The 12764-nt window shown below is 62.2% G+C and carries 9 protein-coding genes and 1 pseudogene; 2 read left to right on the top strand and 8 right to left on the bottom strand.

The window, feature by feature from the left end; genetic code table 11:
* Window positions 1–87 precede the first annotated feature (87 nt).
* Window positions 88–2502: an ATP-dependent Clp protease ATP-binding subunit ClpA gene (clpA, locus tag JQ558_RS13695; RefSeq protein WP_212293941.1), complete on the bottom strand. Its 2415-nt coding sequence runs from the start codon at window positions 2500–2502 to the stop codon at window positions 88–90.
* Window positions 2503–2773: 271 nt separating this feature from the next.
* Window positions 2774–3106 (bottom strand): ATP-dependent Clp protease adapter ClpS, encoded by a 333-nt coding sequence (gene clpS, locus JQ558_RS13700; RefSeq protein WP_192733729.1) that lies wholly within the window; start codon window positions 3104–3106, stop codon window positions 2774–2776.
* Window positions 3107–3603: 497 nt separating this feature from the next.
* Here clpS and JQ558_RS13705 point away from each other — a divergent pair, with 497 nt between their 5' ends.
* Complete coding sequence (locus JQ558_RS13705; protein ID WP_212212410.1) at window positions 3604–4962, top strand: pilus assembly protein; 1359 nt, start codon at window positions 3604–3606, stop codon at window positions 4960–4962.
* A gap of 152 nt (window positions 4963–5114) precedes the next feature.
* Here the strand turns inward: JQ558_RS13705 and JQ558_RS13710 are convergent, their stop codons facing one another.
* Window positions 5115–5453: a phasin family protein gene (locus tag JQ558_RS13710; RefSeq protein ID WP_212212413.1), complete on the bottom strand. Its 339-nt coding sequence runs from the start codon at window positions 5451–5453 to the stop codon at window positions 5115–5117.
* A 397-nt stretch (window positions 5454–5850) separates the two neighbouring features.
* Here JQ558_RS13710 and JQ558_RS13715 point away from each other — a divergent pair, with 397 nt between their 5' ends.
* The gene (locus JQ558_RS13715) at window positions 5851–7698 is read left to right on the top strand and encodes a D-alanyl-D-alanine carboxypeptidase (protein WP_212293942.1); all 1848 of its coding nucleotides are present in this window, start codon (window positions 5851–5853) and stop codon (window positions 7696–7698) included.
* Between the two features lie 252 nt (window positions 7699–7950).
* Here JQ558_RS13715 and JQ558_RS13720 read toward each other — a convergent pair whose 3' ends face one another.
* The 5 genes and pseudogenes from JQ558_RS13720 to JQ558_RS13740 form a co-directional block, all read right to left on the bottom strand.
* A complete protein-coding gene (locus tag JQ558_RS13720; RefSeq protein WP_212293943.1) occupies window positions 7951–8679 on the bottom strand; it encodes a DnaJ domain-containing protein in 729 nt (242 codons plus the stop codon).
* Between the two features lie 67 nt (window positions 8680–8746).
* A complete protein-coding gene (locus tag JQ558_RS13725) occupies window positions 8747–9511 on the bottom strand; it encodes a VWA domain-containing protein (RefSeq protein WP_212212423.1) in 765 nt (254 codons plus the stop codon).
* Window positions 9512–9620: 109 nt separating this feature from the next.
* The gene (locus tag JQ558_RS13730; protein ID WP_212212425.1) at window positions 9621–10505 is read right to left on the bottom strand and encodes an alpha/beta fold hydrolase; all 885 of its coding nucleotides are present in this window, start codon (window positions 10503–10505) and stop codon (window positions 9621–9623) included.
* A 258-nt stretch (window positions 10506–10763) separates the two neighbouring features.
* Window positions 10764–11266, bottom strand: a pseudogene (locus JQ558_RS13735) (hypothetical protein).
* Between the two features lie 261 nt (window positions 11267–11527).
* Window positions 11528–12451 carry a division plane positioning ATPase MipZ gene (locus JQ558_RS13740; RefSeq protein WP_212293944.1) on the bottom strand — a complete coding sequence of 308 codons (924 nt, stop codon included), beginning with the start codon at window positions 12449–12451 and terminating at the stop codon, window positions 11528–11530.
* Window positions 12452–12764: the final 313 nt, after the last annotated feature.

The raw sequence follows: 12764 nt of genomic DNA on the forward strand, positions 1-12764 counted from the left end.
TAACGGCAATTGAAGCCGGCAATCGCCCAGCAAAAAGCCGGCGGTCTTGCGACGCGCCGGCTTCGTTGATGCGTAAATCCTCGCCGCTCAGACCTTGACCAGCGGCCCCCGCGAGGCCGGCCCATTGGAGCCGCCCCCGCCATTGGGACCCGACTTCGGCTTCCGCGGCGTGGCGCGCTTGCGCGCACCGGGCAGCTTCTCCGGCTTCGGCGTCACCGGCCCTTCGACGAATTCGAAGCCGATCTTGTCCTTGTCTTCCGCCTCGTCCTTGACCAGCACGACGCGGACATGGCCGCCACCCTTGAGCCGGCCGAACAGCACTTCATCGGCGAGCGGCTTCTTGATGTGCTCCTGGATGACGCGCGCCATTGGACGCGCGCCCATCTGCTCGTCGTAACCATGTTCGATCAGCCAGGCCTTGGCGGGCTCCGACAATTCGATGGTGACGTCGCGATCCGCCAGCTGCGCCTCGAGCTGAAGCACGAACTTCTCCACCACCATGCCGATGACATCGGCATTGAGATGGGCGAACGAGACGATGGCATCGAGGCGGTTGCGGAATTCCGGCGCGAACTGCCGGTTGATCGCTTCGTGGTCGTCGCCTTCCCGCTTGCTGCGCGTGAAGCCGAAGGCCTGGCGCGCGAGGTCGGCCGCACCCGCGTTGGTGGTCATGATCAGGATCACGTTGCGGAAATTGACCTGCTTGCCGTTGTGATCGGTGAGCCGGCCATGATCCATGATCTGCAGCAGCACGTTGTAGAGATCCGGATGCGCCTTCTCGATTTCGTCGAGCAGCACCACGCAATGCGGATGCTGGTCCACGCCGTCGGTGAGCAGGCCGCCCTGGTCGAAGCCGACATAGCCCGGAGGCGCGCCGATCAGGCGCGACACCGTGTGCCGCTCCATATATTCGGACATGTCGAAGCGGATGAGCTCGACGCCAAGCGACGCCGCCAGCTGCTTTGCCACTTCGGTCTTGCCGACGCCGGTCGGACCGGAGAACAGGTAGGAGCCGATCGGCTTTTCCGGCTCGCGCAGGCCGGCACGCGCCAGCTTGATCGACGCCGACAGCGCGTCGATTGCCTTGTCCTGGCCGAACACCACGCGCTTCAGGGTCTGCTCGAGATGCTTGAGCACCTCGGCATCGTCCTTCGATACGCTCTTGGGCGGAATCCGCGCCATGGTCGCGATCGTGGTCTCGATCTCCTTGATGCCGATGGTCTTCTTGCGCTTGTTCTCGGCCACCAGCATCTGCGCCGCACCCGACTCGTCGATCACGTCGATCGCCTTGTCCGGCAGCTTGCGGTCGTGGATGTAGCGCGACGACAATTGCACCGCGGCCTCGATCGCCTCGTTGGTGTATTTCAGCCGATGGTAGTCCTCGAAATATGGCTTCAGGCCCTTGAGGATCGCAATGGCGTCTTCCACCGTCGGCTCGTTGACGTCGATCTTCTGGAACCGGCGCACCAGCGCGCGATCCTTTTCGAAATGCTGACGGTATTCCTTGTAGGTGGTCGAACCCATGCAGCGGATCGTGCCCGATGCCAGCGCCGGCTTGAGCAGATTGGATGCATCCATCGCGCCGCCGGAAGTGGCGCCGGCGCCGATCACGGTGTGGATCTCGTCGATGAACAGGATCGCGTTCGGATGCGCCTCCAGTTCCTTTAAAACCTGTTTGAGCCGCTCCTCAAAATCGCCGCGATAGCGCGTGCCCGCGAGCAGCGTGCCCATGTCGAGCGAGAACACGGTCGCCGCGGCCAGCACTTCCGGCACTTCCGAGTCGACGATGCGCTTGGCAAGGCCTTCGGCGATCGCGGTCTTACCGACGCCGGCTTCGCCGACGAACAGCGGATTGTTCTTTTGCCGGCGGCACAGCACCTGGATCGCCCGGTTGATTTCGGAGTTTCGTCCGATGACGGGATCGATCTTGCCGTCGCGCGCCTTCTTGTTGAGGTTGACGCAGTAGGTATCGAGCGCCTCGCCCTTTTTCTTGGCGTCCTCGTTGCCCTTGGTCTCGGTCTCCTCGTCGACGCCGCGAACCGGCCGCGCCTCGGAAACGCCGGGACGCTTGGCAATGCCATGGCTAATGTAATTAACCGCGTCGTACCGCGTCATGTCCTGCTCCTGCAGGAAATAGGCGGCGTGGCTTTCGCGCTCCGCGAAGATCGCGATCAGTACGTTGGCGCCGGTCACTTCTTCGCGACCGGACGACTGGACGTGAATCACCGCGCGCTGGATCACGCGCTGGAAACCGGCGGTCGGCTTGGCGTCGTCGGCCCCGTCCGTCACCAGATTTTCGAATTCGGTCTCGAGATAATTGACGAGGCTGGTGCGCAGCTTGTCGAGATCGACGCTGCAGGCACGCATGACCGCGGCAGCATCCGAGTCATCGATCAGCGACAACAGCAGGTGTTCGAGCGTCGCGTATTGATGATGCCGCTCGTTTGCAATCGCCAGCGCACGATGCAGGGATTGTTCAAGGCTTTGGGAAAAAGTTGGCATTCGCGTCCTCTGTGGCCCCCGGTCATCATGATCGCCATTACCCGGTCAGGCAACAACAACCTTCGTCGTCCCGTGTCATATAGTTACGCACGATCGTGGCGAAAGACAGGTTCCGTGAACAGTGGTTTTTCTCTAAACTTTCGCACCACCGCGATACGAGAACCAACCCGAAAAACTACTGGGTTGCCGCCTACTTCCTCCGGGGCGGAACAATGCAAGACCCGTTCCTTTTAGCCGGTCGCCTTTTAGCCGGTCGAGGCGGGTGCAGCGGCTATTTCTTTTCCATCACGCATTGCAGGGGATGCTGATGCTTGCGCGCAAAATCCATCACCTGCGTCACTTTGGTCTCGGCGATTTCGTAAGTGAAAACGCCGCACTCGCCGATACCGTGGTGATGGACATGAAGCATGATCTTGGTGGCGGCTTCCGCGTCCTTCTGGAAGAACTTCTCCAGCACATGAACCACGAACTCCATCGGCGTGTAATCGTCGTTCAGGATCAGGACACGATAGAGATTCGGACGCTTGGTCTTCGGCTTGACCTTGGTGATGACCGAGGTCGACGGACCGTTCGTCCCCGCATTGCGGTTTTCGTCATTGCTCATCCGGGGAGCAGAGACGGCGGTCGCGGCGGGCGCGGACGAATAGGCTTTGGAGTTAAACTGCAACATGGCTCAGGCGTTCGACATTCCCATGGGAAACCGGACAGCGCATCGTCGCACGCTCGCGAAGGCCCCAAAACGACCACCACAAGGTACCCAGCAACGCTTTCCAGATCGCCGCTCCCGGTCCGATCCAGCGGCGGATCGGCTATTGGAATATGGGTCCAGTTGGAGACCACCGCAAGCGCATCAACGCTGCCCTGCCGCGCCCGCAACCGGCCCCGAATCCCGGTCCGGCAATCCAGGCAAGGTTAATCGTTTCTGGCGGATTTGACAAAGGAAGGCCCCTGCCCGTTTAGCGGTCCTTGAGCATAGGCGGCAGTTCTGGCCACCGGTTTCCCGATACATGGGCTTTGACCCGTTTTTGCGGGAACCAATTTACCGCCTGTTTAGCCGCCCGGGCCGAAATACCGCTTGAAACCACTATTTCGGTGAGAGCCATGCTCAATACAGCCATTTTCAGTCGGGTGCGTACGGCCGCCGGGCGTTTTGCCAAGGCCGATCAGGGCAACATCGCGGTTCTGTTTGCCATCGCCGCCGTCCCGATCCTGAGCTTCGTCGGCGCCGCGATCGACTATACCCGTGCCAACAGCGCCCGGTCGTCGATGCAGGCTGCCCTCGATTCCACCGCCCTGATGGTGGCGAAAGACCTGTCGGACGGAACCATCAAGGCCTCGGATATCAACACCAAGGCGCAGGACTATTTCAAGGCGCTCTACACCAACACCGAAGCCAGGGAGGTGACGGTCACGGCGGAATATACCGCCAACACCGGCAAGGGCTCGACCATCAAGATCAATGGCTCCGGCAACGTGCCGACGGAGTTCATGAAGGTCGCCGGCTTTCCGCAAATCGGCTTCGACACCAGTTCAACCTCGCTCTGGGGCAACGTCCGCATGCGCGTCGCGCTTGCGCTCGACGTCACCGGATCGATGAACGATGACGGCAAAATGACCGCGATGAAGCCGGCTGCAAAGGCCCTGATCGACCAGATCGGCGCCCTCGCCAAGAACACGGGCGACATCTACATCTCGATCATTCCCTTCGCCAAGGACGTCAACGTCGGCGCCAGCAACTACGAACAGTCGTGGATCGAGTGGAGCGAGTGGGAGGCTGCGAACGGCAAGTGCAGCGGCAAGAACTCCGGGAACTACCCTACAAAAAGCTCCTGTGAATCGGCCGGCAGGACCTGGACGGCGAAGAACCACGATACCTGGAACGGCTGTGTGACCGACCGCGATCAGGACTACGATACCAAGAACACGACGCCGACTTCCGATCCCGCAACCAAGTTCTATGCCGAGCAGTACAACGCATGCCCGGCGCAGTTGCTGCCTCTGACGACCGACTTCGCCTCCGCCAAATCCAAGGTCGACTCGCTGACCCCGAACGGCGGCACCAACCAGCCGATCGGCATCGCCTGGGGATGGCAGTCTCTGACCCAGGGCGCGCCGCTCAACGCACCGCCCGAAGATGCCAATTACACCTATAAAAAGGTGCTGATCGTGATGTCCGACGGTCTGAACACGCAGGATCGCTGGCCGTCATACGGCAACGGCCAAGTCCAATACAACGGCGCCATCGACGCCCGCCAGCGCATCCAGTGCGACAACATCAAGGCCGACGGCATCGTCATCTACACGATGCACGTCAACACCAACGGCGATCCGACCTCCACAGTCCTGCAGTATTGCGCCAGCGGCTCGGACAAGTTCTCTACCGTGACGTCCTCGAGCCAGATCGCGACGGCCTTTAGCGCGATCGGCACGTCGCTCTCCAAGCTGCGCGTCGCGAAATAATCGCGTCGCAACCGGCACGAACAAAGCAAACGAAAAAAGCCCGGCCGCAACGGCCGGGCTTTTTTGTTTTGGAAGGTATCGCGCAGCGCTTAAAGCGTTTTCGAGCGAAGTGGATACCGGTTCGCGTAAAGGAAACGCGTCAAACAAAGAGTTTAGTGCGTGGCGGGAGCGAACTTCGCGACCAGGCCTTCGTAAGGCTTGAAGGTCTGCTTGGCCAGATCGGTATAGAGGCCGGCAATCTTCTGCGACTCGGCGACAAAGGTCTCGTAGGACGAGCGGGCGAATTCGGTCTGGGCTTCAATCGCCTTGTCCACCGACTTCACGCCCGACAGCTTTTCAACAAACGACTTGGTATCTTCGAACGACTTCTTGGCGTAGTCGCCATAAGCGGTCGCAATCGCCTGAACACCGCTCTGCAGGTTGCTCGCGGACGCGGCGACCGTTTCGAGATGCTCTTTTCCGTAGCTCTGAATGTCTTCAACCTTGACCATCTTGGAGTCCTTTCCCAGACTGAATGTAATTCGCCGGGAGGTCCCGGCTCCCTGACCACCCCTCCCTTATAGTGCACCGCACAATGACTGTCAAGGAATCTTGTGCGACGCACAAATATCGACGATTAGCGCCAAACCCCGGAGTGTTACGCAACGGTTACTTAACCTTTTGGAAACTCGCGCCGCCTAACCTGATTCCCGGACGTGTTCGCCTTCCGACAGACAGCCTGAATGCTGTTTGTGAACAATACCTTAGCTAGAACAGCGACCTGATCGGCCAGCCGGGGCCAAATTGCAACCAGGCTAACCGCTTCGAACAGGCAGCGTCACCGGGCCGATGGGCACAATTTCGCCTCACGAACCGGTGATCAAGACAGAAATTGGGACGGGGAAGTAAATGCTTCGTACAACCTTAGCTTCCTCGCGCACGTTGCGAGTTTGCGTTCTCGGGCTGGTCACTCTCACCACTGCAATCATCTACACCAGCGACAGCGCAGAAGCCCGCCGCTACCGCCAACGCCACCATGCCCGGCACCACGCCGCCGTGGCGAGCTATAGCCCGCAATTCGCTTCCATCATCGTCGACGGCAATTCCGGCGCCACGCTCTCCTCCAACAATCCCGACGCCCTCCGTCGTCCGGCCTCGCTGACCAAGATCATGACGCTCTACCTGCTGTTCGAGCAGCTCGAGCGCGGCAAGCTGAAGCTGGATTCCGAACTGGAAGTGTCCGCGTATGCTTCCCGACAGGCGCCGACCAAACTCGGCCTGAAGCCCGGCCAGACCATCAAGGTCGAAGACGCCATCAAGGGACTGGTGACGCGCTCCGCCAACGACGCCTCCGTCGTGATCGCGGAAGCCATTGCCGGCGATGAAGATGAATTCGCCAAGCTGATGACGCGCAAGGCGCGCGCGCTCGGCATGACCAAGACGGTCTATCGCAACGCCAACGGCCTGCCCAACGAGGAACAGCTCACGACCGCGCGCGACCAGGCAACGCTGGGCCGCGCGATCCAGGAACGCTTTCCGCGCTACTATCGCTACTTCGCGACCAACATATTCTATTATCGCGGCCAGGCGATCCGTAACCACAATCGGCTGCTCGGCAATGTCGAAGGCGTCGATGGCATCAAGACCGGCTACACCCGCGCGTCGGGCTTCAACCTCGTGAGCTCGATGCGGCGCGGCAACCGCCATCTGATCGGCGTGGTGCTTGGCGGCCGCAGCGGCGGATCGCGCGACGCCACCATGCGCACCCTGCTCGCGGAAAACCTCGACAAGAGTGCCACCATCCGCACCGCCGCCGCCGTTACCGAACGTAATTCCGCCGAGGCCAGCGTCGAGGTGGCCGAAGTCGCCAGCACGCCGCGCCCGACCGAGGCGGTCCAGGCCAACAACGCCGTCGCAGCCTCCGAGCCCAGCATGGCCGCGATGCAGCCAACGCGCAGCGTCGCCCCGGCCAGGCCCTCGTTGATGGCCGCAGCCGCGGCCGCCCTGCCGGCGCCGCAACCGAAACCCGAACAGTCCAAGTTCGTAGCGCAGGCCAAGCCCGAACCGGCTCCGCTGACCAGCGGCGTGATTCAGACCCAGGCGATATCGGCGATCCCCGGCTCGGCCGAACCAATGAAGCCGGTCAAGGTCAAGACGGTTCAGGTCAAGGCCGGCGTGATGAAGCTGGCTTCCGCCAGCCCGTCCCAGCCTGTTGCCCCGCCGATCACCAGCACGATTGCGCCCTCCCGCCCGGAAGTGGCGGAGACCTCCAGCGCCGTCGTGGCGCGGGCCGAGCCCCGATCTGAAGCCGTCAAGCCTGAAGTGATCAGGCCCGAAATGGCCCGTGCCGAACTGCCGCCGCAGCCCGCCAATCACGGTACCGGGCATGGCGTACTCGGCGTGCTGCCCGCCTCCAGCGTGCCGGCCGCCGCCCCGCAGGCACTCGCCTATGCCCAGCCACAGACGGTCCAGCAGAACGGCGCCATCAAGCCCGCGGCCGCCGTTACCCATACCGGCTGGATCATCCAGGTCGGCGCACTGGAAAGCGAAAGCGAAGCCCGCGCCCGCCTCGATCAGGCTCGCAATCAGGCCCGTGGCCTGCTCGGCAAGGCTGACTCATTCACCGAGCCGGTCGTTGCCAAGGATAATCGCAAGCTGTTCCGCGCCCGCTTCGCCGGCCTCGAGCGCGATCAGGCCGAGGCGGTCTGCAAGACGCTGAAGCGCGCCGACATCTCCTGCATCACCGTTCGTAACTGACCTTCTCTCTCTTTGTTCGCAAAGCCGGCGCCGCAAGCGCCGGCTTTGTTGTTTCCAGAGCACAGTTGCAGACGCCGTTCGGTCGCCGGCGGCAAATCGAACCTGCGCAAACTTCTCGTCAAGAATTTACGGTTAAGTTTTCCGGAATGAAGGATCGACCACGCCGGAAAACGGCGGGCGACACGGGGCATCAACCAGAGAATAGGGCAGCGGCAGCTCTCGGTTTGTAGCGTTTGGTAGCGTTTGCCGGAGTTAGCTGAGATGCGCGCGAAGCAGAGTATCCTTGGCCTCGTTTACACGGGCGGCGAGGTACGTCGAGCCCCCCTGGTCGGGATGCAGTTTCTTCATCAGGGCGCGGTGCGCCCGGCTGATGTCGTCACGCCCCGCCCCCGGCTGCAGGCCAAGGATCTGATAGGCCTCCTCGTCCGTCATTTTACCGCTCGGCGGCGCGCGGCGCTGCCCCCCTGCCGCGTCGCCCTGCGCGTTCTGACGCCAGGCGGGAAACCGGCGGTCCAGATAGCTTTCAAGTAAGGCTACGCTCTCGGCGTCGAAGCCGGACATGATCGTCGTCAGCTGCACCAGGTCGAACTCGTCGAGCGAGCGGCCGGCATAGGGCCCGTCGACGATCTGGCCCGACAGGGCGCCGCTGTCGTGATCGAGGCTCATGTCGAGAAACTGCGATCGCACGCGCGAGGTCTGTCCAGGCGAGCGCTGCGCGCCGCCGCCGAAGATCCCGCCGATATTGCTGAAGCCGGACGGGCCGAACGGCGACCAGCCGAGCAGTCCCGCTCCGAAGATGCCGAGCGGGATCGCCACCGCCAGTTCGCCCCTGAGCCCGGTGAAGGCCGCGACCGCCAGCGCGATGATTCCGCCGCCGATCTTGAGCAGCCGCGCAAGCACGACCGGATTGGCTGCACGAAACATCTGCAGCAGCAAATATAGCAGGACAACGGCGACGACACCGGCAATCAGGGTTGGCATGGGCCCAATATAGTCGCCCCGGCGGCAAAAAGCATGGCGATCCGCACCGGAAGAGCCAAGCTGGCGATCATTTCATCTGGCCGATCAGCTTGGCCGCGCCGCTTCCGGTCTTCGACAGCCGCAGCAGCGCTTCGCGTCCACCGGCGGCATAGGCCGCGGCAGCTCGCAACAGCTCGCGCAATTGGGCTGCGGCGCCGGGATCGAACCTGCACCATGCCCCGCCGGTGAGGCGCGCGATCTCACGGAACGCGTGCTCGGCCGTAACGTCGTGGCCTTCCTGGAACATGAACACGGGCACCTTGAGCAGGCCGAGTTCACCGGCCTTGGCGCAGAGGTCGTCGACCGACTCCTCCATGGCGTCGCCGACGAACACCACGGCGCGCACGGCGGAAGCGACCGCTTCGCGGCGGGCTTCCGAGAGCACTTTGCCGATCTGGGTATTGCCGCCCTGGCAATCGATCTTGGTCATCAATTTAGCGAGTTGCGCCGAGTCGGAGATCCATCCCGTCGCGCGGCATTCATTGAGGCCGCGGTAGTAGACCAGGCGAATGTCGAGGCTGCCGAGCGAAGCCGCTTCGCGAAACATGTCGGCCTGCAGCGCGCAGGCCATGTCCCAGGTCGGTTGCCGGCTCATGGTGGCGTCGAGCGCGAACACCAGCCTGCCCTTCGCGCCGGTCCGGTGCGGGGACATGGCGCGAGCCTTGGCGACAAAGGCAGCGATGTCTTCGGCCGCCGAGGGCCGCGCTTCCGGCAACGGAGCGCTGCGCGATTGGGGTTTCTGCGCCGAGAAGATGTCGGCGGAAGATTTCGGTTTGGTGGGTTCGCCGGCCATGAGCGCTCGCAATTACAGCAAGCTCTATGTGGGACTGTCCATACGGGGCGTCAATGCACCCGGTCGTGATCCGCCGGGATCAGGCAGCGGAAGCTTAACAGCTGCGCCGTTAGTTGGTCGCCGACTTGATGGTCGGTGGGTTGCTGGCCAGCGGCACCGGTCCCGGATTGCTCACGAGCGGATCCGGCACCTTGGTCGGTACCGGCTTCAGTGTGCTGCTGTCGCTGTTGTCAGCGATGAACTTGTCGAGCATCGTCTGGATCGACGACTTTGCCGCATCGGGCCCGGTATCGCGCATATCGTTGTGCTGGTAGCCGGTGTTCACAACCGTAATACCGGCCTGCTCGCACTGGTCGTCATCCGGCACCACGCCCGGGTCCGGCTTGAACTGCGTATCCTTCGAACGGAACGACAGGATCTTGAACTTGCCGTCGGTCAGGAACGGCACGCGCAGATTGTCCAGCGTGACCACCTTCTTGATCTCGTCGGGATACTGCTTGGCGAAATACATCGAGATATCGCCGCCCATCGAATGCCCCACCATGGTCACCCTGGCGTAGTCGGCGTTGGGCTGGACCTTCTTCATTTCGTCGATGGCAAAATGGATGTTGGCGACGCCGCGCTGAATTTGCGGCAGGCGGCCGACATAGAGTTCGCCGACCTTGGTCACCATCGGCGGATCGGTCGGCAGATCGTGCTGGGGGCTGACCGCAAGATAGCCGCGCGCCGCAAAGGCGTTGGAGAGGAACGAGTACTCGGTATGCTTGACGGTGTTGCCGTGGTTGATGACCGCAACCGGCAGCCTGATCATGCCGGCATTGGCCTGCATTTCCTTGTCGCGCCGAACGGCGATATTCACCGCAACCAGACGATTGTCCCGCGCCGGATCATGGAACGCGATGGTCTCGTGACGGATCGCCCACTTGCTCGCGGTAAAATACGCGACCGCAACCAGTACGGTAAGTGAAAGCAGAACGGCAATTCCACGTTTCATCGGCGTCCTCGGGGCCCGGCGGGCTATGTGGAGACTCTTCGGCCTCGTTCTTGATGATATATGTCACAGCGGCGTGACATAAAGTCCAAATGTTGTGAATTGACCGCCTGATCGTTGTGCGATGCACCCATCTATTGTGCAGCTGCTCACTACCCGGCGATCATCTCCTATTGCCTGTATATGACGGTCCCAACCAAGCTTCGGTTCGACCGATCGATAAAAGTCTAATGAAAACGGTATTGTAGGCAGTTCGTTCCCTTATTTCGCACGCCGGGTCTGCCCCGGAAATCCCGGAAAACCACCGGATTCAGCCGGCGGTATAATGATCAGCTTCAGCGCCGGATCGTCATTGGCCTGGAAGCTCGCGTATTCCAGCTTCAGCCGCCCCTTTCTCGGATGGCTCAGGGATTTCTGGCCGGCTGCGGCGCCGCCAATATCATGGGCCTCCCACCAGCCCGAAAATTCGGGACAGCCCTGCCGCAGCCGTGCAAGCAATTCCTGGAACGCGGGATCGCCGGCCCACAATCATGCGTGGCGCGGAATTGCGCCACGATGCGCCGGGCCTCTTCTTCCCATGAAGCGCCGAATAACTTTCGTGTCGCGCGGTTGGTCAGCACCGTGAGGAGAATGTTGCGGTCGCCTTCCGGCAGGCGGCTGAACGCAAAGATTTCATCCGCGGCCGCGCGGTTCGGCCTTACGGACGCGTGGTGCTGATGGGCGGCCTCGGCATGCTGGATGGCGCCGGTCCCGAACTGCCCTATTCATGGATGATGCGGAACTGCATCACACTTCGAGGCCAATGGATGTACCCGCCGCACGCGGCCCTGTTGATGGCCTGGGCTTATTGGCGCGGGCCTGGTCAGCCTGGATCAACTCGAGGTCACGGCGTTTGCACTCGACGACGCCAACGCCGCGGTCGCGCATGCGGCAGGCAACAGCGGTCCGTTCCGGATGACGGTGATCGAGCCACCGAGATCGCGCTGAGGCCGCGGCGATCAGGCGCCGAGGATCGAGCGCCTGGGTCAGGCGCCGAGGATGTCGTGGACTTCGAGCGGCTTGTCGACCTGGCTGAACCATTCGGCGCGGTTGGCGGCCCGCCGCCGGCCCCGCTCGTCGAGCGGCAGCTTCAACTGGCGGAGCAGGCTCGTCACCTCCTCGCGCGCCGTCACATGGCCCATGCTCGGCCGCGTGCCGAGGGTGGCCTCATCGATGTCGTCGAGCGCAGTCAGCCCGCGCGGGAAGAATTCGCGGTAAACCACCCGCTCGGCAAGGCCGTCGATCGAACGGAAGCCCAGCCGCAACGACAGATCCTTCAGACTGTCGGCGACGAGCTGCTTGTTGCGCGAGCCGATCATCGACAGCCGGTTGCGCACCACGATCCAGTCGGTCGAAGCGCCGTCGAGCTGGCGGCGCTTGCGCCTGGTGTCGCGCACCATCTCGGCATAGTGGCTTTCGCCGGTCACCGAATAGGTGGCGGGGTCGACGGTGCCGAGCACGTCGAAATCGAGGAAGCTGTCGTTGATCGGCGTCACCAGCGTATCGGCCATCGAATGGGCCAGGCGCATCAGATAGGAATCCGAACCCGGCGTATCGATGACGATGAAGTCGAAGGCGCGCTCGACCGAACTCACCGCTTCCATGAACTGCTGGAACTCGGAATTTTCATTGTCGGCGATCTGCATCGTCTCGCCGAGCTTGATGCAAAAGTGGACGGGAACCTCGAGATCGAGGCCGGTGCGGCGGGCCCACGCGGTACGGTTGCCGACGTACCGGGTGAAGCTTTGCTGGCGGCAATCGAGGTCGATGGTGGCGACCCGCTGACCGGCTTTCATCAAGGCGACAGCGATATGCAGCGCGGTGGTGGATTTCCCCGAACCGCCCTTCTCGTTGCCGAGCACGACGACGTGCGCCGAACCGGACTGACCCTGACTAGCCTGAACCAACATGACTCAACCCCAACCCCCGTTTGATATCTTCAAATCACGCGCGGCTGTGGTCAAGCAAAATGCGTGATAACACTTTTGAATCACTGCCTGCGTGCCTTAATCATGAATCCGCTTGGCGACGTCGCGTTCAACTGTGATCGAGCGCACGTTTCCACGCGTCGGCCCCTCTGGCGATACATGACCCATGCAGCTACGTCGGACTGCCGTGATGAGTTGCACGGGTTGATCACCTTGGCGGCAATGCCTCGGCCTTATAAGGTCGCATCGCCCGCCAAGAGGCCGCGGCTAACAGCCCCCTCATCCCAAAACATCG

It is taken from the genome of Bradyrhizobium sp. AUGA SZCCT0160, from assembly GCF_018130105.1.
Lineage (GTDB): Bacteria > Pseudomonadota > Alphaproteobacteria > Rhizobiales > Xanthobacteraceae > Bradyrhizobium.

Excerpts from the sequence above, each read along its gene's own strand:
- clpS (WP_192733729.1), bottom strand. The coding sequence starts at position 3,106 with ATGAGCAATGACGAAAACCGCAATGCGGGGACGAACGGTCCGTCGACC.
- JQ558_RS13705 (WP_212212410.1), top strand. The coding sequence starts at position 3,604 with ATGCTCAATACAGCCATTTTCAGTCGGGTGCGTACGGCCGCCGGGCGT.
- JQ558_RS13715 (WP_212293942.1), top strand. The coding sequence starts at position 5,851 with ATGCTTCGTACAACCTTAGCTTCCTCGCGCACGTTGCGAGTTTGCGTT.
- JQ558_RS13720 (WP_212293943.1), bottom strand. The coding sequence starts at position 8,679 with ATGCCAACCCTGATTGCCGGTGTCGTCGCCGTTGTCCTGCTATATTTG.
- JQ558_RS13730 (WP_212212425.1), bottom strand. The coding sequence starts at position 10,505 with ATGAAACGTGGAATTGCCGTTCTGCTTTCACTTACCGTACTGGTTGCG.
- clpA (WP_212293941.1), bottom strand. The coding sequence starts at position 2,502 with ATGCCAACTTTTTCCCAAAGCCTTGAACAATCCCTGCATCGTGCGCTG.
- JQ558_RS13710 (WP_212212413.1), bottom strand. The coding sequence starts at position 5,453 with ATGGTCAAGGTTGAAGACATTCAGAGCTACGGAAAAGAGCATCTCGAA.
- JQ558_RS13725 (WP_212212423.1), bottom strand. The coding sequence starts at position 9,511 with ATGGCCGGCGAACCCACCAAACCGAAATCTTCCGCCGACATCTTCTCG.
- JQ558_RS13740 (WP_212293944.1), bottom strand. The coding sequence starts at position 12,451 with ATGTTGGTTCAGGCTAGTCAGGGTCAGTCCGGTTCGGCGCACGTCGTC.